The sequence below is a fragment of the Pseudomonas sp. LBUM1640 genome (assembly GCF_059716225.1).
This window is the reverse complement of the sequence record NZ_CP166816.1, coordinates 3,094,595-3,117,523: the sequence shown is the minus strand read 5'-3', so window position 1 is coordinate 3,117,523 and position 22,929 is coordinate 3,094,595. Positions and strand designations below refer to the sequence as shown.

Here is a 22,929-nt window from a genome sequence, read left to right as displayed (position 1 = left end):
CCCACGCAAGAGTATTCCTGACGCCCCGTCAGGTCTTTCACGATCAGCCTGAAGGACATACCGATGCAGTTACCCCTCGCCCATTCTCCCGCAACCCGTTCTCGCTACACGGCGTCTACCGAGCCGGACAAGCCCAAACCGTCACCCTATGACCCACCGTCCGACCTCACGCCAGGAATGAACGTGAGAACCCATACACTGCTTGAAAAGGATGATGTGAAGTTCAGTCGGGAAATCGCGTGGGCCAACGACGACCCCAAAAAAAATCCGAAAATCGTATCGAACCGGATCGTGGTGGAAACCGGCGACGGCGCAGACCAGATCCACGTGCGCAATTGGCCGGGCGACAAGCTGCAGTTCACCGTCAATGGCAAGTCGTACCTGCTCGATGCCAAAGAAAAACAAGGGCCGGCACAGGGCCTCTGGTTCAAGACCAATGGCGGCAATGACTCGGTCATCATCGACGACGACGTCAAGATTCGCGTGGACATTGACGGCGGCGAGGGTGACGACTACATGCAGGCCGGTGGTGGCAGGACCCGATTCTATGGAGGACGCGGCAACGACTTCATGCGGCTGGGCAGCGGTCTTGGTTACGCCGAAGGCAATGAGGACGACGACACAATCATTGGGGGAACCGGCCATGCCGTGATGTACGGCAACAAAGGCCGCGACCGTCTGTTCGGTGGTTTGGGCCCCGCGACCAAGCAGAGCCACTTGGACGGCGGTGACGACGAGGACGAACTGTATTCAGGCAACGGACATAGCGTTCTACATGGCGGCAAGGGTGATGATCTATTGGTGGGACACGACCGCACGACGTTCTATACCGGGAAGGGCAACGACCGCATCTGGAATAATCGGCTCAAGGATCGCATTTACGCCGGTGCCAATGATGTGTTCGACCGCACTCAAGGCTCGGCGTTTACCGAGGTGAAACCGAGCAATGCCGGCGAGAAGGGTTTCGAGGTGCAAGGCGCGGAAGACTTCAAACAACACGTCGCCGACGATCTTGAGTTTTTCCGCAGTTCGCCTCTCGGTCAACAGACGCTCACCGAGATGGACAAGCTCGCCGTGGCAAATGGCGGCAAGGTCACTATCGATGAAACCAGCTTTGGCTCAAAGTATCAGTTTTTCAGTAACGAACTGGGTAATTGGACGCCTGAGTCAGGCAAACTCGGCGACTCGACATTCGGCAGTATTGTTAATGGCGCCCCCGGCTCTCCAGCAGACCTCGCCTGGATCGGTTATAACCCGGCAGCTATCCTCGAAAGCGCTGACGGCAACTACATGATAACGCCGGCAATCGCCCTATTTCATGAGATTGGCCACGCCTACAATGGCGCTACCGGCACCCACCTGTTGGGTGAGACCGTCGAACATCCAGCACCCGACAAACCGTTGCCCGTCAACAATCTTGAACGCCAAGTCGTGGGCTTACCCAGCGATGCAGAACCCTTTGACTTTGATAACGACCCCTCGACGCCTCCGAGTACGATCAACCCGAAACCGTTCACGGAGAACGGCTTGAACGAAGAAATGGGTAAATCGTCAAGACCCGCTTACCTATTCAAAAAAAGCGCCCAGGGACGCGGTATCTAATACACCGCAATACCTAAGCAACCGCGCCACCAACGGTTGATATACGTAGCGAGGCAGGCAACTGACCTCGCTACATGAAATTAAACAACGTTGCACCCTCGTACCTAAAGCTCTTCCTTCCCAGGCCGATAGCCCGATGAAGCTCTAACACAGCCGCGTCGATAATAAACGCTTCGTAAGGACGACCCCCATGCCCCCATTACGCTCCATCCAAACCCGCTACACCGTGTTTCTGGTGCTGTTCGTCCTGGTGCTATTTGTGTTGACCGTCGTGGGCATCGGCCAGTTGGTCGCCCCCACGCTAAAACACACCGAAGAACAAGTGGTGCTCAACCGCATCGCTGAAGTGGCCGTGCAGATCCAAGGCGAACTGAATAAGGTTCAGGCCCAGCAACGCAGCATCACCCAAACCATTCCCCTGCTCGACAGCGATGCCATCGACAAGGTGCTGCCCGGCCTGGTGGACCAGTATGGCGAGCTGAAGGTCTTCGGCGGCGGCATCTGGCCACTGCCCAACCAGCGCACCCCGGGGCGTAACAAACACAGCACGTTCTGGCACCGTGATGCCTCGGGCAAGCTGGCGGTCAACACCTTCTGGAACAGTGACGCCGCGCCCAACTATTACGACCAGAGCTGGTACAAAGGCGGCCTGGCCTCGCCACGCGGCCAGTGCGCCTGGGCAGCTGCCTACAAGGATGATGCCAGCCAGGAGCCGCGCACCAACTGCGCCATGGCGATCCAGCGTGACGGAGCGGCGTACGGCGTCGCCACCATCGACGTGACCCTGGGGTTCTTCAATGACCTGGTGGCCAGCAAGGAGAAAGACATCGGCGGGCAGATGCTGATCGTCGAGGGCGACGGCAAGATCATCAGCAACAGCACACGCCTCAGCGGCCCGGTGGTGTTGAAGAACATCAGCGAACTGGCCGGTACGTCAGCCTTTGCCGCCCAGGTCAGCAAGGCGCTTGCCCATCGCGACCAGGCGCTGCAGCGCAGTGAATTCGACAACCAGGGTGTGGCCAGCACCTTCTACATGCGCCCGATCGAGGGCACGCCCTGGTTCCTCGCCACCGCCCTGCCCACTTCGCTGATCACCGCCCAGCGCGATGACGTGCTCGGCACCCTGGCGATGCTGCAAGTTCCCATGGTGTTGCTGCTGGTGCTGTTGGCGTTCTACGCGATCCGCCAGTTGGTACAGCGCATGAAGTCGCTGAGAACCAATATCGACGCACTGTCCGCCGGCGATGCCGACCTGACGCGGCGCATCACCATCCGTGCCGAGGATGAAATGGGCGCAATCGGCCATTCGGTCAACCGCTTTATCATCTACCTGCAAAACATGATCGGTGAAGTGACCCAAGCTACAGGCGCGATGGCCTCGGGGCTTGAGCAATTGCAGCAAACCTCGGCGCAGACCAATCGGATTCTGGTGCGGCATGCCTCAGAGACAGACCAGACGGTCACCGCCATTACTGAGATGAGCTCCACCGCCGACACCGTTGCGCAAAACGCGGCTGAGACGGCGTCGTTCACCCAGCGCGCCAACGAACACGCCGACCGCTCCCGCGTCGTGGTGGGTGAAGCCTCCAGCAGTGTCAGCGCCTTGATCGGCGAAGTGGCCAGCGCCACCCACACCGTGGAAAACATGCGCCAGGACGCCGCGCGCATCACTGAAACCCTGGGCGTGATCGGCGCAATTGCCGGCCAGACCAACCTGTTGGCACTCAACGCCGCGATTGAAGCGGCACGTGCCGGTGAGCAAGGCCGTGGTTTTGCGGTGGTGGCCGACGAAGTTCGGGCACTGGCCGCACGCACCCAGGCCAGTACCTCGCAGATCAATGAGATGCTCGCGCGCCTCACCACGGGCGTGAGCTCGTCGGTGACGGCCATGGAAAACACCCAGGCCAGCTGCCAGTCGGCGGCGGATGCCACAGCACGGGTGAATACAGGCCTGGACGAAATGGCCGGCTCGGTCAGCCATATCAACAACCTCAGCACCCAGATCGCCACGGCCGCCGAGCAGCAAAGCGCGGTGACCGAGGAGATCAACCGCAGCATGGTGCAGATCCGCCATATGGTTGAAGAACTGGTGGAAAGCGGCCATGCCACTGAAACCAATACGCAAAGCCTGCTGGATGCCAATGGCCGGGTGATTGCGTTGATGAGCCGCTTCAAAGTGCGCTGATAAATGAGTGAAACACTCCCGTGCAAAACACGGGAGTGGGACTAATCTGACATCTCCTAGTGCAAAGTCTCGCCACACAGGAGGTGTGTCATGCACGCTGTAGAGCATTCAAGCCGCTTGGAGCGGATCAGCCAGGAACGCTTTATCGACGCCCCCATCGAGGTCGTTTACGACTACGTGACCCAGCCCGACCGCTGGCACGAGTGGCACCCCACCTCCCTCAGTGCCGACACCGGCACCACTGGCTCACTCCCGGTCGGCACCCGTTTCACCGAAGTCATCGACCTGCTGGGCGTGCGCGTACCCATGAGTTATCGCGTGCAGATTGCCCGCCGGCCAACCGAATTCAAGACCGTGTTCACCTCCCTGGCCGTAGATGGCTCCCTTCACTATTTCTTGCAGGCCCATCGCGGCGGCACGCTGTTCAAACGCGTATTGACCTACGAAACCGAACTGCAACTCGCCACCTTGCAGGCGCGCATGGTCGAACTGTCGGCCATTGCACTGGATCAGCTCAAGCATCGGCTGGAAAACCCTGCCTTCGTATAATTTGGAAACATTACTGAAACGGTGACTCACCTGTGGGCGCTGGCTTGCCTGCGATGACACCGTCATGATCGCCGCCATCTATTGGCTCCCTCCTACTCCCGAGACACTCCATGAAAACCACCGTGCGACTGGCCCTGCTTTCAGCCCTGCTCACCTCCAGCCTGGCCCAGGCTGCCGACCTGATCCCTATCGACGTGCATCGTGACGCCAACTGCGGCTGCTGCAAAAAGTGGATCAGCCACTTGGAAAGCAACGGTTTCAAGGTCGACGACCATGTTGAAGCCGACATGCGCGCCGTCAAGCAGCGCCTGGGCGTGGCGCCGCGTCTGGCCTCGTGCCACACCGCCGTCATCGACGGCAAGTTCGTCGAAGGCCATGTACCCGCCGAACACGTGATGGCCCTGCGCAAACGCACCGACTTGCTCGGCATCGCGGCACCGGGGATGCCGATGGGTTCACCGGGCATGGAAATGGACGGGAAGAGCGATGCGTATCAAGTCATCGGCCTGACCCGTGAAGGTCAAGACGTGGTAGTGGCCGACTACCCGGCCCATTAATCAATGCTCGCCGGTTACCTGGGGCTATTTTTCGCCGCCTTCGGCGCCGCCACGCTGTTGCCGATGCAATCGGAGGCGCTGCTGGTGGGCTTGTTGATCAGCGGGCATTACAACCTGGGCTGGCTGCTCACGCTCGCCACCCTGGGTAACGTGTTGGGCTCGGTGGTCAATTGGTGGCTGGGGCGCTCGGTGGAGCGCTTCAAGGACCGGCGCTGGTTTCCGGTCAGCCCCCGGCACCTGGAAAAGGCCCGCACGCACTACCAGCGCTGGGGGCATTGGTCGTTGTTGCTCAGTTGGGTGCCGATTATCGGCGACCCGCTGACCTTGGTGGCGGGCGTCATGCGCGAGCCATTCTGGCGGTTCCTGCTCATGGTCACGCTGGCCAAAGGTGCTCGATATGCAGTGCTGGCAGTGTTGACCCTGAGCCAGCTGGCGAACGCATAGGTGACGACCGTTGGTCGCAACTGTCATTTTTGACAGCTATACGCGTCAACCGCTGACACCTTAATTTCCTACTCGTACGCCTGGCGATATGGACATTTTCCAGTAGGAAATTTCTGTTTTGGTCCGTCTTTGAGCTGTGTCTATCGGCCGCCTCAAACGGTTAATCCTCGATTAATCGGTCGCCAACAGCATCCGATTTTTCACTGGAGAAACCTATGCAACCGAAGCACGCGCTCTACCTCGCGGGCCTGTTACTTGCCGCCACCCTCACCGGCTGTGCCACCAGCCAGAAAGACACCTACGGCCCCGAGCTGCAGGGTTTCAAGTACCCGTATCCGGTCGAGCGGTTCAAATTCTCATCCCAGGGCCAATCGTTGCAAATGGGTTACATGGACGTGAAGCCCAAGGGCACACCGAATGGCCGCAGCATCGTGCTGATGCACGGCAAGAACTTTTGCAGTGCCACCTGGGAAGGCTCGATCAAGGCGCTGAGCGACGCCGGTTACCGCGTAGTGGCGCCGGACCAGATCGGCTTCTGTACCTCCAGCAAGCCGGACCACTACCAGTACAGCTTCCAGCAACTGGCAATCAACACTCATCAACTGCTGGAAAAACTCGGGATTAAAAAGGCCACGCTCCTGGGGCATTCCACCGGCGGTATGCTCGCCACTCGCTACGCCTTGATGTATCCGGCGCAAACCGAACAACTGGCGATGGTCAACCCCATTGGCCTGGAAGACTGGCAAGCCATCGGCGTGCCCTACCGCACCGTCGACCAATGGGCGCAAGCCGACAGCAAACTGACCTACGAAGGCGTGCGTAGCTATCAACAGACCAACTACTACCTGGGACGCTGGGAACCTGCGTACGACCGCTGGGTAGACATGCTGGTGGGGCTCTACAACGGGCCCGGCAAGCAGGAGGTGGTGTGGAACTCAGCGCTGATCTGGGACATGATCTTCACCCAGCCGGTGTACTACGAGTTCAAGAACTTGCAGATGCCGACCCTGCTGCTCATTGGCACCTCCGACACCACAGCCCTCAACCGCGACCTGGCATCACCGCCAGTCAGGGCGAAAATCGGCAACTACCATGTACTGGGCAAGCAAGTCGCCAAGTTGATTCCCCGCGCAACGCTGGTGGAATTCGCCGACCGGGGCCATTCGCCGCAAATCGAAGACCCTGACCAGTTTCACGCGGCACTGCTCAAAGGCTTGAAAGCGCTGTAACCCAGCGGGGCGCCAGCGATGTCGCGGCGCCCCGTTAATCCGCGCTTAATCCCCGCTTAATCCTCCCGCCACAGCATCCGGGCACTGTTTCCGGAGACTGCCCCATGCCACTGATCCGTTCACTGTGCGCCGCCAGCCTGCTGGCCAGCTGCACCCTTCCCGCCTTCGCCGCCCCTGAAGGCCCGGCCTACGGCCCCGAGCTGCAAGGCTTCCAGTACCCCTATCCGGTCGAACATTTCAATTTTCAGTCCCAAGGCAAAACCCTGCAAATGGGCTATATGGACGTGCCCGCCCAAGGCAAGGCTAACGGGCGCAGCGTGGTGCTGATGCACGGCAAGAACTTCTGCGGCGCCACCTGGGATGAATCGATAAAAGCCCTGAGCAATGCCGGTTACCGCGTGATCGCGCCGGACCAGATCGGCTTCTGTACCTCCAGCAAGCCGGACCACTACCAGTACAGCTTCCAGCAACTGGCGCTCAACACCCACCAACTGCTGGATAAACTCGGCATTCAAAAAGCCACCCTCGTTGGCCACTCCACCGGCGGCATGCTCGCCACCCGTTATGCCCTGCTGTATCCGGCGCAAACCGAGCAGCTGGCGCTGGTCAACCCGATTGGCCTGGAAGATTGGAAAGCCCTGGGCGTGCCTTATCGCAGCGTCGACCAATGGTATGAACGCGAGCTGAAACTCAGCGCCGAAGGCATTCGCCAATACGAACTCAACACCTATTACGTGGGGCGTTGGAAGCCTGAGTACGACCGTTGGGTCGACATGCTCGCGGGGTTGAATAAAGGGCCTGGGCATACCCAGGTTGCCTGGAACTCGGCGCTGCTTTACGACATGATCTTCACCCAGCCGGTGTACTACGAGTTCAAGAATCTGCAGATGCCCACCCTGCTGCTGATCGGCACGTCCGACACTACCGCCATCGGCAGCGATATCGCGCCGCCTGCGGTCAAGGCCAAACTCGGCCATTACGACGTGCTGGGCAAGCAAGCGGCCAAGTTGATCCCGCATGCAACCCTGGTGGAATTCCCCGGCCTTGGGCATGCGCCGCAAATGGAAGAACCGGCCCAGTTTAATAAAACGCTGTTGCAGGGTTTGAATGCCCTTTAATCCAACCTTTTTCGAGGCACTCGTGAATGTCGGTACAGATCGCAGTCATTGATGATTGGCAGAATGTGGCCAGTGGCGTGGTGGACTGGTCGGTCTTGAACGCGGTGGGCCACGTGCACTTCCTGCACGATTACCCCGCGGATACGGCGGTGATGATCGAGCGTTTGCAGGGTTTCGAGGTGATTTGCGTGATGCGCGAACGCACCACCTTCGACAAAGCCCTGCTGCAAGACCTGCCCAACCTCAAGCTGCTGGTGACCGGCGGCATGCGCAACGCGGCCATCGACATTCCGGCCGCCAAGGCCCTGGGCATCCAGGTGTGCGGCACCGACAGCTATAAACAGGCGGCGCCGGAGCTGACGTGGGCGTTGATCATGGCGTGCACCCGTAACTTGTTGGTCGAAGCCAACGCCCTGCGGGACGGCGGCTGGCAGGTTGGCTTGGGCGGCGACCTGTACGGCAAGACATTGGGCATTCTCGGGCTGGGCAGCATTGGCCAGAAAGTCGCGCAGTTTGCCCAGGTGTTCGGCATGCGCGTGATTGCCTGGAGTGAAAACCTTACGCCTGAGCGGGCAGCCGAATCGGGCGTCACCTGGGTCAGCAAACGCGAGTTGTTTGAACAGGCCGATATCCTCAGCGTGCACCTGGTGCTCAGCGAGCGCAGCCGCGGCCTGGTGGATGCCGAGGCGTTGGGCTGGATGAAACCGACTGCGCGGTTGGTGAACACCGCGCGCGGGCCGATTGTGGATGAACAGGCGCTGGTCGCGGCACTGTCCGCCGGGCGCTTGGCGGGAGCGGCGCTGGACGTTTATAGCGAAGAGCCACTACCCAGTGATCATCCGTTCCGGCGTTTGCCCAACGTGTTAGCCACGCCCCATGTAGGGTATGTGAGCGAGCAGAATTACCGGCAGTTTTATCAGCAGATAATTGAGGATGTTCAAGCCTGGGCTGGCGGCGCGCCCATTCGCGGGCTGGGCTGACGCACCAATCAAGGGCGTACGCACTACTGTGGCAAGGGAGCTTGCTCCCTCGCCCCAACAACCCCACCGATCCCCGTGGATCACCACGTTTTCAACCTTGCATAACGTTACAAGTTTTTTGTCCTACAAAAATATCCTAGAAACCCTACAGGCTCTGGGATCTGTCCTAGACTCATGACCGATGGGTCCGTTCCAAAACAAAAACCCCGCAAAAAATCGAAACTTTCCAACTCTGCCATAGGTCCAGTTTTTAAGGGAGGCGAGTGCACGCGGTTCACACCAAATGCCCGTCCATCCAATCTTTTTGACCAATTCGTGCAACTGGCATACGCCTTGCCAGTTTGTACAGTGCTTGTGCGCCTGGCCGCAGGATGCGGTCATCGGAGCTAATGGCAGCGGGCCATTAGCCGACCAGATATGTGGGAGAGAACTATGATCAGTGCTGCAGTAGATACTCAGGGAGAGCGTTTTAGTCAGCCGGCAGGGGGACCGACATCGTTGGCCGACCTGCCCAACACTGTGCGGCCGATCGTGAGTCAGAACCCCAATCGAAAAAAAGTCTTGTTTGTGACCTCCGAATTCGCCGACCTGGTGAAAACCGGCGGCCTGGGCGACGTGTCCGCTGCCCTGCCCCGCGCCATGGCGCACTTGCATGATGTGCGCGTGCTGATCCCCGGCTACCCGCAGGTGATGGAGAGCGATAACCCGATCCACATCATCGGCGAGCTGGGTGGCCACGCGGCGCTGCCGCCTTGCAAGATCGGGCGCATGGACCTCAAGGATGGCTTGGTCATCTATGTATTGATCTGCCCTGAGCTCTACGAGCGCGAAGGCACGCCCTACGGTGCCAACAACGGCCGCGACTGGCCCGACAACCATATTCGTTTTGCCCGCCTGGGCCTGGCCGCCGCCGACATGGCCGCCAACCTGGCGCAGATCCACTGGTGCCCGGACCTGGTGCACGCCCACGACTGGCCCGCTGGCCTGGCCCCGGCGTATATGCACTGGCGTGGTTCACGCACGCCCACCCTGTTCACCATTCATAACCTCGCCTATCAAGGTGTGGTCAGCCTGGCCTCAACGCCTGAGCTGGGCATTCCGCCGCATGCCTTGCAACAAGAGGGCATGGAGTTCTACGGCAAAATGTCGTTCCTCAAGGCCGGCATGGCCTATTCCAGCCATATCACCACGGTGAGCGCCACGTACGCCCAGGAAATCACCACCCCGGAATTCGGCTGCGGCCTCGATGGTTTCCTCGCCGCCAAGACCCAGCAAGGCCTGCTCAGTGGCATTCCCAACGGCATCGACGAAAGCTGGGAAACCTCCACCGACACGCACCTGACCCACAACTTCAATATCGGTGACTGGGAAGGCAAGGCGGTTAATGCCGCCCATGTGCGCGAACTGTTCGGCCTGCACGATTCCACCGGCCCACTGTTCGCGGTGGTGTCGCGCCTGGTCTATCAAAAAGGCCTGGACCTCACCGAAGCGGTCAGCAGCTTTATCGTCGAAAACGGCGGCCAGATCGCGATTATCGGTCGCGGCGAGCCGGAAGAAGAACACGCCATGCGTGAATTGGCCCTGCGTTTTCCCGGCCAGGTTGGCGTGCGCATCGGCTTCAATGAAACCGACGCCCGCCGCATGTTTGCCGGCAGCGACTTCCTGCTGATGCCTTCGCGTTACGAACCCTGCGGCCTGAGCCAGATGTATGCGCAGCGCTTCGGTTCATTGCCGGTGGCGCGCAATACCGGCGGCCTTGCCGACACCATTGAAAATGGCGTCACCGGGTTCCTGTTCAATGAGTCCACGGTAGACAGCTACGAAGAGGCGCTTAGCCGCGCGTTTCGCGTGTTTGCCAATAAAGGCTTGCTCAACGCCATGCGCAGCCGCGCCATGACTCAACCCTTCAACTGGTGCCAGGCGGTGGAACCCTACGCCGAGCTGTACGAACAACTGGTGGCTAAAGCACTGGGGAAATCCGCTAAATAATCAAGGGAGGGCTTCATAGATGCCGTCACGGACTCTGGAAACCTGGCCCCACGGCGCAATCATGCTGGACGCGCAACACACGCGTTTTGCCCTGTGGGCGCCAGACGCGTTTTATGTCAGCGTTGAATTGGAAGACGGCAAATCAATCGCCATGCTGCCTCAGGCAGAAGGCTGGTTTGAGGTAGAGATGAAGTGCCCGGCGGGCACTCGCTACCGCTACAACATCGACGGCGAAATGGATGTACCCGACCCCGCGTCCAGGGCCCAGGCCTTGGATGTGCACGGTTGGAGCGTGGTCGTCGACCCGCTCGCCTATCAATGGCGCCACTGCAACTGGCAAGGCCGCCCGTGGCATGAGGCCGTGATCTACGAGCTGCATGTCGGCGCACTGGGCGGCTACGCTGCGGTTGAACAGCAACTGCCTCGCCTGGCCGAGCTGGGCATTACCGCCATTGAACTGATGCCGTTGGCGCAATTTCCCGGCGAGCGCAATTGGGGTTACGACGGGGTCCTGCCCTACGCGCCCCAAGCCTCGTACGGCACGCCCGAACAACTCAAGCAACTGATCGACAGTGCCCACGAACACGGCCTCGCGGTGATGCTCGACGTGGTCTACAACCACTTTGGCCCCGACGGCAATTACCTGGGCCAATACGCCAAGCGCTTCTTTCAAGAAGACGTGCACACGCCCTGGGGCGCCGGCATCGATTTTGATCGCCGCGAAGTACGCGACTTCTTCCTCGATAACGCGCTGATGTGGCTGCTGGAATACCGCTTCGATGGCCTGCGCCTGGACGCGGTGCACGCCATCGACAATCCGGGTTTCCTCAAGGAACTGGCCCACCGCGTACGCCAACAGGTGGATACCGGCCGTCACGTGTGGCTGGTGCTGGAAAACGAGCTCAACCAGGCCAGCCTGCTGACGCATGATTTCGATGCGCAGTGGAACGATGACTTCCATAACGTCTTGCATGTGTTGCTGACCGGCGAAACCGACGCCTACTACAGCGACTTCGCCGAAAACCCTACGGACAAACTGGCGCGCTGCCTGGGCGAAGGCTTCATCTATCAAGGCCACACCACCCGCCATGGCCATGCGCGCGGCGAACCCAGTGCTGACTTGCCACCCAGCGCCTTCGTGGCGTTTTTGCAGAACCACGACCAGATCGGCAACCGCGCCCTGGGCGAACGCCTGCATCAGCTGTGCTCACCCCAGGCGCTCAAGGCGGCCACCACATTATTGCTGATGTCGCCGATGATCCCGCTGATGTTCATGGGCGACGAAGTCAACGCCGACGCGCCATTCCTGTTTTTCACCGACCATCATGGCGAACTGGCCGAAGCCGTGCGCGAAGGCCGGCGCAACGAGTTCGCCGACTTTGCGGCCTTCAAGGACCCCGAGCGGCGCGAACACATCCCCGACCCGAATGCCCTGCCGACCTTTATGCAATCGGCGCCCGGCTTTGCCGAGAACGCACACAGCCAGCTTTACCGGCACCTGCTGAGCTTGCGTCACCTGCATATCGTGCCGCACCTGCCCGGCAGTATCGCGCTGGGCGCACAGGTACTGGCTGATGGCGCCGTCACCGCGCGCTGGCGCCTGGGCAACGGCAGCGTGTTGCAGATTGACCTGAACCTCGGCGCCACGCCGTTGGCTTACCCCGCGCCGCCGCACCTGCTATTCGAGACGCCTGCCACGGATGAGGCGCACTTGGCGCCGTTCAGCGCACGCGTCGCCTTATTCCCTGTTGGAGAGCACCTTTGAGCGAAGCGAACCTGGAAATACTCGCCAGCCGCGCGGGCCTGGCCGTCGATTGGATCGACGCAAACGGCCGCCCGCAACATGTGAAACCCGACGCCCTGCGCGCCGTTCTCAAAGGCCTGGGCCACCCGGCCGATACCGACGCCGAGATCGATGCCAGCTTGCTCGAACTGGAGCAGGTGCAAAAAGACAAACACCTGCCGCCGTTGATGACCGTCGACAGCGGCGAAGGCCTGGACCTGGCGCGCTACTTCGCTGCGGACACGCCATGCCGGGTCAGCCTGGAAGACGGCGAAACCCTGGAATTGCGCCTCGATGGCGATGGGGTGCTGCCCGGCGTCATTGCGCTGGGCTACCACCAAGTGCATATCAATGACCAAACGTTCACCCTGGCCGTGGCGCCCACGCACTGCTACAGCGTGGCCGAAGCCGTCGACAGCCAACCGGCCCGCGCCTGGGGCATCAGCGCCCAACTGTATGCACTGCGCCGTCTGGGCGACGGTGGTTTTGGCGACACCCAGGCCTTGGAGCACCTGGCGCGCTCCGCCGCCGAACGCGGCGCCGATGCCCTGGCAATCAGCCCGATGCACGCGATGTTCAGTGCCGACACCGAGCGCTACAGCCCCTACTCGCCTTCCAGCCGCTTGTTTCTCAATAGCCTGTACGCCTCGCCCGCCTGCATCCTTGGCGAGCGTGAAGTGCGCAGCGCCATTGACGCCCTCGGGCTGGCGGATGAGTTACACACCCTTGAGCAACACACCCTGATCGACTGGCCCGCCGCCGCCAAGGCCAAGCAGCGCCTGTTGCGCGCCTTGTATGAAGATTTCCGCCATGGCGGGCATCCACTGCACGCCGATTTCCTGAGCTTTCGCCAAGCCGGTGGCGAAGCCCTGGAAAACCACTGCCGTTTCGAAGCTGTGCAAGCCGTGCGCGCCGCCGCGGGTGAAGCACTCGACTGGCGGCACTGGCCCGAGGCCTGGCGCACCCCGCAGAGCCCGGCGCTGGCGCAGTTCGCCGATGAAAATCGCGATGAGATCGGCTACTTCGCCTTCAGCCAGTGGTTAATCGCGCGTTGCCTGGAGCGTGCGCAACAAGCCGCGCGGGGCAGCGGCATGGGCGTCGGCCTGATTGCCGACCTGGCCGTGGGCGCCGACGGCGGTGGCAGCCAGGCCTGGAGCCGCCAGGATGAATTGCTGGCCAACCTCACGGTGGGCGCGCCGCCCGATATCCTCAACCGCGCCGGCCAAGGCTGGGGCATCTCGGCGTTTTCCCCGGAAGGCCTCAAACGTCATGGTTTCCGCGCCTTTATCGAGATGCTGCGCGCCAACTTCGCCCACGCCGGCGGCCTGCGCATCGACCACGTGATGGGCCTGCAGCGCCTGTGGGTGATCCCCATGGACGCCTCGCCGCGCGAAGGCGCCTATCTGTATTACCCGGTCGACGATATGTTGCGGCTGTTGGCACTGGAATCTCAGCGCCACCAGGCGATTGTGCTGGGTGAAGACCTGGGCACCGTGCCCGACGGCCTGCGCGAAAAACTCATCGGCCGTTCGATCCTGGGCATGCGCGTGTTGCTGTTCGAACAAGGCCACGATGGCCAGTTCAAACCGATCCTCGACTGGCCGGACAACGCCTTGGCGACCACCAGCACCCACGACTTGCCAACCCTCAATGGCTGGTGGCACAGCCGCGACATCGAGTGGAACATTCAGCTTGGCCTGATCGACGCGCCGACCGTGGAGCAATGGAGTGAGCACCGCCTGCGCGAACGCCAGGCGCTGCGCCAGGCCTTGAGCCAGGACCCGCAAAACTTCGTCGATGAGATCCGCAACGACACCGACCATATGATCGACGCCAGCGTGCGCTACCTGGGCCACACCCGTGCGCCGCTGGTGTTGCTGCCGCTGGAAGATGCGCTGGGCATCGAGGAACAAGCCAACCTGCCCGGCACCACCGACACCCATCCCAATTGGCGTCGCCGCCTGCCGGGCGAGGCCGCCAGCCTGCTCGACAACGCCGGAGCCGCACGCCGCCTCGAACTGCTGGCCGTCGCGCGCAACCAAGCCCATGAGCGTGACCGATGAAAGATTTGCCCCTGCGCGCGACCCAGCGCCTGCAATTCCATAAAGGTTTTACCCTGGATGACGCGGTACCGCTGGTGCCGTACTTTGCCCAATTGGGCATCAGCCACCTGTACGCCTCGCCGCTGCTCAGCGCCCGCGCCGGGTCAATGCACGGCTACGACGTGGTCGACCCGACCACAGTCAACCCGGAACTGGGCGGCGAAGCGGCCTTGCGCCGCCTGGTTGCGGCGTTGCGTGAACACGATATGGGGCTGATCCTCGATATCGTCTCCAACCACATGGCCGTGGGCGGCGCGGATAACCCGTGGTGGCTGGACCTGCTGGAGTGGGGCCGCTTGAGCGCCTACAGCGAGTTCTTCGACATCCAATGGCACTCGCCCGACCCGTTGCTCAAGGGCCAGCTGCTGATGCCGTTTCTGGGCAGCGACTACGGTGAAGCCCTGCAAACCGGCACCCTGGCGCTGCATTTCGACGCCGAACACGGCGCTTTTTACGTCGGACATTACGAGCACCGCTTCCCGATCTGCCCGCGCGATTACGCGCTGATCCTGGGCAGCGATGAGCTGCTCAAGCCTTTGGCCGACCGCTTCAGCGCCCTTGCCTACCAAGACGACGCCTACCACGAAGCGGCTTGGCTCAAGCAGGCGCTGGCCGAACGCGCCACTGAAGGCGAGGTACTGCACGCCATTGAACAGCGCCTGACCCAGTTCGACGGGCGCCAACCCGATGGCTTTGACCGCCTGCACTCATTGCTCGAGCAACAAGCTTACCGCCTCGCCAGCTGGCGAACCGCTGCGGACGATATCAACTGGCGGCGCTTCTTCGACGTCAACGAGCTGGGCGGCCTGCGTGTGGAACGCAGCGCCGTGTTTGAAGCCACCCATGGCAAGATCTTCGAATTGATCAGCGAAGGCCTGGTGGATGGCCTGCGCATCGACCATATCGACGGGCTCGCCGACCCACGCGGTTACTGCCGCAAGCTGCGCCGTCGGGTGGATTCGCTGGCGCCCGAGCGGCACCTGCCAATCTTTGTCGAGAAAATCCTCGGCGAAGGCGAAAGCCTGCGCGAAGACTGGAAAGTCGACGGCACCACCGGCTACGAATTCATGAATCAGCTGTCGCTGCTGCAACATGATCCGCAAGGCTTTGCGCCGCTCGCCGAGCTGTGGACCCGCCACAGCGAACGGCCCGCGGCGTTTATCGAAGAGGCTTGGCTGGCCCGCCAGCAGATCCTCAACGGTTCCCTGGCCGGCGACTTTGAAAGCGTGGCCCAAGCCCTGCTGCAAGTGGCCCGTGATGATGTGATGACCCGCGACCTGACCCTGGGCGCGATCCGCCGTGCCTTGCAGGCATTGATCGTGCACTTCCCGGTGTACCGCACCTATATCAGCGCGCGCGGGCGCAGCGAACGCGATGATGTGTTTTTCCTGCAAGCCCTGGCCGGTGCCCGCAGCACCTTGAGCGAAGGTGACTGGCCGGTGCTCGATCACCTCGAAAAATGGCTCGGCGGGCAACCCTGGCGTAATCGCCCGGTAGGCCGTGAGCGCAAGATACTCAAGCATGCCTGCGTGCGGTTCCAGCAACTGACGTCGCCGGCCGCCGCCAAGGCCGTGGAAGACACCGCGTTCTATCGCTCGGCGGTGCTGCTGTCGCGTAACGACGTGGGCTTCAGCACTGAGCAGTTCAGTGCGCCCGTGGCCGAGTTTCACGCGGTCAATCAACAACGTTTGCAGACCTTTCCCGACAACCTGCTGGCCACCGCCACCCACGACCACAAACGCGGCGAAGACACCCGCGCGCGCTTGGCCGTACTCAGCGAATGCGCGCCGTGGTACGCCGAGCAGGTCGAACACTGGCGCACCCTCGCGGCACCGTTGCGCGACGATGCCAGCAGCCCTTCTGCCGGTGACGAGCTGATCCTTTATCAAGTGCTGCTGGGCAGTTGGCCGCTGGACGCGAACCCGGACATGCAGGGCTATGAACAGCGTCTGTGGCAATGGCAGCAAAAAGCCCTGCGCGAAGCCAAGCTACAAAGCAGCTGGAGCGCGCCCAACGAGGCCTACGAACACAGTGTAGAAGCCTTCCTCACGCGCCTGCTGCTCAGCGAAGAAGGCAACGCATTGCGCAGCGCCCTCGGCAACGCCGCCCACGCCATCGCTGCGGCTGGCGCGATAAACGGCCTGGCGCAAACCTTGCTTCGTCTCACCGTGCCGGGTGTGCCGGACCTGTACCAGGGCGATGAGTTCTGGGACTTCAGCCTGGTGGACCCGGACAACCGCCGCCCAGTGGATTTCAACGCACGGCAACGCGCGCTGGATGCACCACCGGGCACTGGCGAATTGTTGTCCCACTGGCGCGACGGGCGTATCAAACAGGCGCTGATTGCCGAAGTTTTGGCCTTGCGCAAGGCTGATTCCGAGATCTTCCACAGCGGCCGCTACACACCGCTGCAGGTCATTGGCGAACACGCTGAGCACGTCGTCGCATTCTGCCGCGAGTCTCAAGGCAAACACCTGCTGGTGGTGGTGCCACGCTGGCCCCATCGCCTGCTGAAAAACGGTGAATTGCCCCACATCAATGCGCAGGTTTGGGGCGATACGCGGGTGAAATTACCGTTCGCCGTGACAACACAAAACTGGAAGGGACTTTTTCATACAGGCGCAGTCACACCAAACAAGGAGCTGTTGATCAGCGCTGCCCTGGGGGATTTCCCGGTCAATGTCTTTATCAATCCTGATGATCAAGAAAGCTGAAACTTTTCTGTGAGGAGCTTGTGATGAGTACTGAAGACAAACGCATTCGCGAACTGGCGCACCAGATCTGGGAGTCCGAAGGCAAACCCCACGGGGAGGACGCGCGCCACTGGGAGATGGCCCGCAAGCTGGCCGAAGCCGAAGCGCTGACGCCGAGCAAACCCAAGGCCGCCGCCAAGCCCAAGACGGCCCCCAAGCCTGCGGCAAAAGCCAAGCCACCGGCGCCAGCCGCCAGCAAGCCGGCGCCGCCTGCCGCGAAAAAGCCGGCAGCAGCGAAAAAGCCCAAGCCGTAAGGCTTTCGACCTCACGGGCCGCCTGCCGACACTGTCGGCGGCGGTCACTTCATTTTCCACTGCGTCAGCTGAACGATCGCCAGCACGGTCGCGCTCGGCCCGAAAAAAGACCCTTGCAGGAGCAACTCAATGAGCAAACCCGAAAAAAGCCAACCGACGCCGGAAAACGAGCCGTCGCGGATTCGTGAAGGTTTGCCCTTCCCCCTCGGCGCCACCTGGGACGGCCTGGGCGTCAACTTCGCGCTGTTCTCGGCCAACGCCACGAAAGTCGAGCTGTGTTTATTCGACGATACCGGCGAAATCGAGCTGGAACGTATCGAACTGCCCGAATACACCGATGAAACCTTCCACGGCTACCTGCCCGACGCCCACCCTGGGCTGATTTACGGCTACCGCGTGTATGGGGCGTATGACCCGGCCAACGGCCACCGTTTCAACCACAACAAATTGCTGATCGACCCCTACGCCAAACAGCTGGTGGGCGAACTCAAATGGTCCGAAGCGCTGTTCGGCTACACCATCGGCCACCCCGATGACGACCTCAGTTTCGACGAACGTGACAGCGCGCCTTTCGTGCCCAAGTGCAAGGTCATCGACCCGGCGCACACCTGGGGCAACGACCAGCCGGTGCGCGTGCCGTGGGACCGCACGATCATCTATGAAACCCACCTGCGCGGCATCAGCATGCGCCACCCTTCGGTGGGCGAGTCGGTGCGTGGCACCTGCGCCGGGCTGATGGAAGATGACGTGCTCAAGCACATCCGCCAGCTGGGCGTATCGTCGGTCGAACTGCTGCCGGTGCATGCGTTCGTCAATGACCAGCACCTGCTGCAAAAAGGCATGACCAACTATTGGGGCTACAACAGCATCGCCTTCTTCGCGCCAGACCCGCGTTACCTGGCCAGCGGCAAGATCGCCGAGTTCAAGGAAATGGTCGCGCACCTGCACGAAGCCAAGCTGGAAGTGATCCTCGACGTGGTCTACAACCACACCGCCGAAGGCAACGAGCGTGGCCCGACGCTGTCCATGCGCGGTATCGACAACGCCTCGTACTACCGCTTGATGCCCGACGACAAGCGCTTCTACATCAACGATTCCGGCACTGGTAACACCCTGGACCTGAGCCACCCGTGCGTGCTGCAAATGGTCACCGACTCCCTGCGCTACTGGGCCACCGAGATGCACGTGGACGGTTTTCGCTTTGACTTGGCGACCATTCTGGGCCGCTACCGCGATGGCTTCGACGAGCGCCACAGCTTCCTCGTGGCCTGCCGCCAGGACCCCGTGCTGCGCCAGCTGAAAATGATCGCCGAACCCTGGGACTGTGGCCCCGGCGGCTATCAAGTGGGTAAATTCCCGCCGGGCTGGGTGGAATGGAACGACCGTTTCCGCGACACCGTGCGCGCGTTCTGGAAAGGCGACGACGGCCAGCTGGCGGACTTCGCTGCGCGCATGACCGCGTCCGGTGAGATGTTCAACCAACGCGGTCGGCGCCCCTACAGCTCGGTGAACTTCATCACCGCCCACGACGGTTTTACCTTGCACGACCTGGTGTCGTACAACGACAAACACAACGAGGCCAACGACGAGAACAACCAGGACGGCAGCAATAACAACCTGTCCTGGAACCATGGCGTCGAAGGCCCCACCGAAGACCCGGAAATCAACGCGCTGCGCCTGCGCCAGATGCGCAACTTCTTCGCCACCCTGCTGCTGGCCCAAGGCACGCCCATGCTGGTGGCCGGTGACGAATTCGCCCGCACCCAGCACGGCAACAACAATGCCTACTGCCAAGACAGTGAGATCGGCTGGGTCAACTGGGACCTGGACGACGACGGCAAGGCGCTGCTCAAGTTTGTGAAACGCTTGATCAAGCTGCGCCTGGCGTACCCGATCCTGCGCCGTGGGCGCTTCCTGGTCGGGGATTACAACGAAGACATCGGCGTCAAAGATGTCACCTGGCTGGCGCCGGACGGCAGCGAGATGAGCAACGAGCAGTGGCAAGACAGCCATGGCCGCTGCCTGGGCATGCTGATGGACGGCCGCGCCCAGGAAACCGGGATTCGTCGACCAGGTGGCGATGCGACCTTGCTGCTGGTGGTCAACGCCCACCACGACATGGTGAATTTCCGCCTGCCGCCCGTGCCGGAAGGCGAGTTCTGGACCTGCATGCTCGACACCAACGAGCCGGCGGTGCGTGGCCAGGAACGCTTTGACTTCGAGCACGAGTACGCCGTGACCGGCCGCTCGCTGTTACTGTTTGAACTGCAGCACGACGAGGTGTGAGATGGCCCTGCATGGATTCCTTCAAGGCTACCGCAGCTATGCGGATACGCAGGCGCTGGGGAATGCTCTGAAGGCGCTTCAGGAAGAAGGCCTGGACCAACTGCCGTTGCCCGGCAGCGGCGAGACGTTAGAGCGCTTCAGCCGCCTGGCCCAGGTGGCGGGGCATGATTTGCGCCTGTGCAAGCTGTTCGAAGGGCACACCGACGCCTTGGCAATCATTGCCGAGCTGGACAGCCCGTTACCGCCTCTGGGCAGCCTCTGGGGCATGTGGGCTGCCGAACCGCCGACGGCCAAGGTGCGCGTGCGTCGCGACGGCCATCGGTTGATTGTCGACGGGCGCAAGGCCTGGTGTTCCGGGGCGGCAGTGGTCAGCCACGGGTTGTTGACCGCCTGGGACGAAGAAGATCGCCAGCAATTGGTCGCCGTGGACATGCACCAGCCCGGCATCACCGTAACAAATGAGGGCTGGAACGCCGTAGGCATGGCGGCCACGGGCAGCGTCGAGATTACCTTTGACGACGCCAAGGGGATCGCGGTCGGCAGGCCGGGTGATTACTTGGCCCGTCCAGGCTTTTGGCAAGGCGGCGTCGGCATCGCAGCCTGCTGGTATGGCGGCGCACAACGCCTGGGCGAAGTGCTGCGCGCGCACTGCGCCAAGCGCCCTGAACCGCATGCCCTGGCCCACTTGGGCGCGGTGGACAGTGTGCTGAACAGTGCCGCGTGTGTACTGCGTGACAGTGCCGCACAGATCGACCGTGAACCTCGCGCCGATGCCCGACAGTTGGCCCAGCAGGCACGCGCATGCATCGAAGATACCGTCGAACAGGTCATCCAGCATGTCGGCCGCGCGGTCGGCGCGGGGCCTTATTGCAAGGACCCGCATTTTGCGCAATTGATGGCGGATTTGCCGGTGTACGTGCGGCAAAGCCATGCCGAACGTGACCTGGAGGCGTTGGGCGAGCTGGTCGCCGGCGATTCCACACGGAGGTGGCATTTATGAAAGCTAACCCGATTGTCGGCCAAGGCACCCCGTTGCATCAGTGGCAAGCGTCATCCCATATGGCCCAATTGCCGCACATCAGCATCGAGCAGTTGGTGCCCGAGGGCTATCGTGCAGTCATCGTCGCCCCGCATCCGGATGACGAAGTGCTCGGCTGTGGCGGCCTGTTGCAAGGCTTGGCGCTGCTCGGCAGGCCGATTCAGTTGATTTCCGTGACCGACGGCAGCGCCAGCCATCCAGGCTCCAGGCGTTGGCCGGTGGAACGCCTGGGTGTGGTGCGCCCGCAAGAGTCGGCCCAAGCCCTGCACCGTCTCGGCTTGCCACTGCACAGCCTGAAATGGCTGCGCGCAGGCTTTGCCGACAGCCAGGTGGCAGCACGTGAAGAGCACCTTTGCACGTTTATCCAACGCTATCTCAAGCCCACCGATGTGGTGTTCACTACGTGGCGCGAAGACGGTCATTGCGACCATGAAGCCGTCGGCCGCGCCAGTGCCAAGGCCGCCCAAGCGGTGGGCGCCGTTCTCTACGAACTACCGGTCTGGACCTGGCACTGGGCGACTCCCGAAGACAGCCAGGTGCCCTGGCATCGCGCCCGCAAGATCCTGCTGACACCCGCGGCGGTCGCGCGCAAACGCCACGCGATTCATGCCTTTGCCAGCCAGTTGGAAGGCGACCCGCAGATCGGCCTGCCACCCGTGCTCGCGCCCTACGTGGTGGAACGCTTGCTGCAACCTTTTGAAGTGGTATTTGTATGAGCATCGCCACGCCCTATTTTGATCAACTGTTCGCCGGCAATGACGACCCTTGGGCGTTTCGCCAGCGCTGGTACGAGCGGCGCAAACGTGCCCTGACGCTGGCGGTGCTGACCCGATCCCGCTACACCTCGATATTCGAGCCCGGCTGCGCCAACGGTGAGCTGAGTGCCGACCTGGCGCCACGCTGTGATCGCCTGGTGTGTTGTGACACGGCCGCTGCCGCCGTGGCACTGGCGAAAAACCGCTTACTGGGATTCCCCCACGCGCAAGTGCAACAAAGCCGCCTGCCCGAACAATGGCCAACAGGGCCCTTTGAACTGATCGTGTTGAGCGAACTGTGCTACTACCTCGACGCCGATGATTTGCATCGCTTGATTGACTGCGCCCTCGCCTCCTTGACCGAGAACGGGCAGCTGCTTGCCTGCCACTGGCGCCCAGTCATCGAAGGCTGCCCACAGACCGCCGAACAGGTACACGACCTGCTGCAACAACGCCTGGGCATGGCGCGTATCGTGCAGCATCACGAGAGCGATTTCCTACTCGACCTGTGGAGCCGCGACGGCACCTCGGTTGCTTCCCACGAGGGCTTGCGATGATCGGCATTCTGATCCCGGTGCACAACGAAGAAGCACTATTGGGCGAGTGCCTGAGCGCCGCGATGATCGCCGCGAGCCATCCCGAGTTGCAGGGCGAAGCGGTACAGATACTCGCGGTGCTCGACAGCTGCAGCGATGGCAGTGCCGACATCGCCCAGGCCTATCCAGTGCAGAGCCTGCACGTACAAGCACGCAACGTTGGCCATGTGCGCGGAGTGGGCGCGCGCCATCTGCTTAATCAAGGCGCGCGCTGGATTTCCTGCACCGACGCCGACAGCCGGGTCGCCCCCGACTGGCTGGTGGCGCAGTTGGCGCTCGGCGTCGACGCGGTGTGCGGCACGGTGACCCTCGACGCCTGGAGTGAAGGCTTCGACCCGGCCGCACAAATTCGCTACACCCAAGCGTATGAGGCGCGCGACGGCCACCGGCATATACACGGCGCCAACCTGGGCGTGAGTGCGGGCGCCTATGTGCAGGCCGGTGGTTTTGAGCCGCTGGCGTGTCACGAAGATGTGCAGTTGGTGCGCAACCTGGAACGTTGCGGTGCGTCAATCGCCTGGAGCCACATCCCGCAAGTCATCACCAGCGCCCGCCTCGACAGCCGCGCTCAAGGTGGTTTTGGCGACTACTTGAAAAGCCTGATGCAAGCCACCTGAAAAAAATCGACATTACAAGCTGCAAAAGCGACCAATCCTTGACTATGCTGAAGACGCCTTGCTGGTACTCCAAGGTTGGAGTGCCGCAATA

Annotated in this window: 18 protein-coding genes; all 18 read left to right on the top strand. The window is 61.7% G+C overall.

Annotated elements, in window-relative coordinates; all coding sequences use genetic code 11:
- Window positions 1-63: 63 nt before the first annotated feature.
- The 18 genes from ACA065_RS14070 to ACA065_RS13985 all read left to right on the top strand — a co-directional run bounded on the left by ACA065_RS14070 (window position 64) and on the right by ACA065_RS13985 (window position 22,838).
- Entirely contained in the window at window positions 64-1,602 is a 1,539-nt protein-coding gene (locus tag ACA065_RS14070; RefSeq protein WP_497695032.1) for a M91 family zinc metallopeptidase, read from the top strand.
- A 190-nt stretch (window positions 1,603-1,792) separates the two neighbouring features.
- The gene (locus tag ACA065_RS14065) at window positions 1,793-3,787 is read left to right on the top strand and encodes a methyl-accepting chemotaxis protein (RefSeq protein ID WP_497695031.1); all 1,995 of its coding nucleotides are present in this window, start codon (window positions 1,793-1,795) and stop codon (window positions 3,785-3,787) included.
- 90 nt (window positions 3,788-3,877) lie between these two features.
- Entirely contained in the window at window positions 3,878-4,336 is a 459-nt protein-coding gene (locus tag ACA065_RS14060; RefSeq protein ID WP_497695030.1) for an SRPBCC family protein, read from the top strand.
- 110 nt (window positions 4,337-4,446) lie between these two features.
- Window positions 4,447-4,893, top strand: coding sequence for a DUF411 domain-containing protein (locus ACA065_RS14055; RefSeq protein ID WP_497695029.1), 447 nt, complete (start codon window positions 4,447-4,449; stop codon window positions 4,891-4,893).
- 3 nt (window positions 4,894-4,896) lie between these two features.
- Window positions 4,897-5,337, top strand: coding sequence for a YqaA family protein (locus tag ACA065_RS14050; protein ID WP_497695028.1), 441 nt, complete (start codon window positions 4,897-4,899; stop codon window positions 5,335-5,337).
- A gap of 215 nt (window positions 5,338-5,552) precedes the next feature.
- Window positions 5,553-6,566, top strand: coding sequence for an alpha/beta fold hydrolase (locus tag ACA065_RS14045; protein ID WP_497695027.1), 1,014 nt, complete (start codon window positions 5,553-5,555; stop codon window positions 6,564-6,566).
- Window positions 6,567-6,670: 104 nt separating this feature from the next.
- Window positions 6,671-7,684: an alpha/beta fold hydrolase gene (locus tag ACA065_RS14040; RefSeq protein ID WP_497695026.1), complete on the top strand. Its 1,014-nt coding sequence runs from the start codon at window positions 6,671-6,673 to the stop codon at window positions 7,682-7,684.
- A 26-nt stretch (window positions 7,685-7,710) separates the two neighbouring features.
- Window positions 7,711-8,664 (top strand): D-2-hydroxyacid dehydrogenase family protein, encoded by a 954-nt coding sequence (locus tag ACA065_RS14035; RefSeq protein WP_497695025.1) that lies wholly within the window; start codon window positions 7,711-7,713, stop codon window positions 8,662-8,664.
- Between the two features lie 432 nt (window positions 8,665-9,096).
- On the top strand, window positions 9,097-10,653 hold the full coding sequence (gene glgA / locus ACA065_RS14030; protein ID WP_497695024.1) for a glycogen synthase GlgA: 1,557 nt from the start codon (window positions 9,097-9,099) through the stop codon (window positions 10,651-10,653).
- Between the two features lie 19 nt (window positions 10,654-10,672).
- Complete coding sequence (treZ, locus tag ACA065_RS14025; RefSeq protein ID WP_497695023.1) at window positions 10,673-12,418, top strand: malto-oligosyltrehalose trehalohydrolase; 1,746 nt, start codon at window positions 10,673-10,675, stop codon at window positions 12,416-12,418.
- On the top strand, window positions 12,415-14,499 hold the full coding sequence (malQ, locus tag ACA065_RS14020; protein WP_497695022.1) for a 4-alpha-glucanotransferase: 2,085 nt from the start codon (window positions 12,415-12,417) through the stop codon (window positions 14,497-14,499). The genes treZ and malQ overlap by 4 nt, the downstream gene beginning before the upstream one ends.
- On the top strand, window positions 14,496-17,252 hold the full coding sequence (locus ACA065_RS14015) for a malto-oligosyltrehalose synthase (protein ID WP_497695021.1): 2,757 nt from the start codon (window positions 14,496-14,498) through the stop codon (window positions 17,250-17,252). The genes malQ and ACA065_RS14015 overlap by 4 nt, the downstream gene beginning before the upstream one ends.
- Window positions 17,253-17,275: 23 nt before the next feature.
- Window positions 17,276-17,545, top strand: a complete 270-nt coding sequence (locus ACA065_RS14010) for a DUF2934 domain-containing protein (protein WP_497695020.1) — start codon at window positions 17,276-17,278, stop codon at window positions 17,543-17,545.
- Between the two features lie 129 nt (window positions 17,546-17,674).
- Window positions 17,675-19,831 (top strand): glycogen debranching protein GlgX, encoded by a 2,157-nt coding sequence (glgX, locus tag ACA065_RS14005; protein ID WP_497695019.1) that lies wholly within the window; start codon window positions 17,675-17,677, stop codon window positions 19,829-19,831.
- Between the two features lies 1 nt (window position 19,832).
- Window positions 19,833-20,831, top strand: a complete 999-nt coding sequence (locus ACA065_RS14000) for an acyl-CoA dehydrogenase family protein (protein ID WP_497695018.1) — start codon at window positions 19,833-19,835, stop codon at window positions 20,829-20,831.
- A complete protein-coding gene (locus ACA065_RS13995) occupies window positions 20,828-21,586 on the top strand; it encodes a PIG-L deacetylase family protein (protein ID WP_497695017.1) in 759 nt (252 codons plus the stop codon). Before ACA065_RS14000 ends, ACA065_RS13995 begins: the two co-directional genes overlap by 4 nt.
- Window positions 21,583-22,182 carry an SAM-dependent methyltransferase gene (locus ACA065_RS13990; protein WP_497695016.1) on the top strand — a complete coding sequence of 200 codons (600 nt, stop codon included), beginning with the start codon at window positions 21,583-21,585 and terminating at the stop codon, window positions 22,180-22,182. Before ACA065_RS13995 ends, ACA065_RS13990 begins: the two co-directional genes overlap by 4 nt.
- On the top strand, window positions 22,179-22,838 hold the full coding sequence (locus tag ACA065_RS13985; RefSeq protein ID WP_497695015.1) for a glycosyltransferase family 2 protein: 660 nt from the start codon (window positions 22,179-22,181) through the stop codon (window positions 22,836-22,838). The genes ACA065_RS13990 and ACA065_RS13985 overlap by 4 nt, the downstream gene beginning before the upstream one ends.
- Window positions 22,839-22,929: the final 91 nt, after the last annotated feature.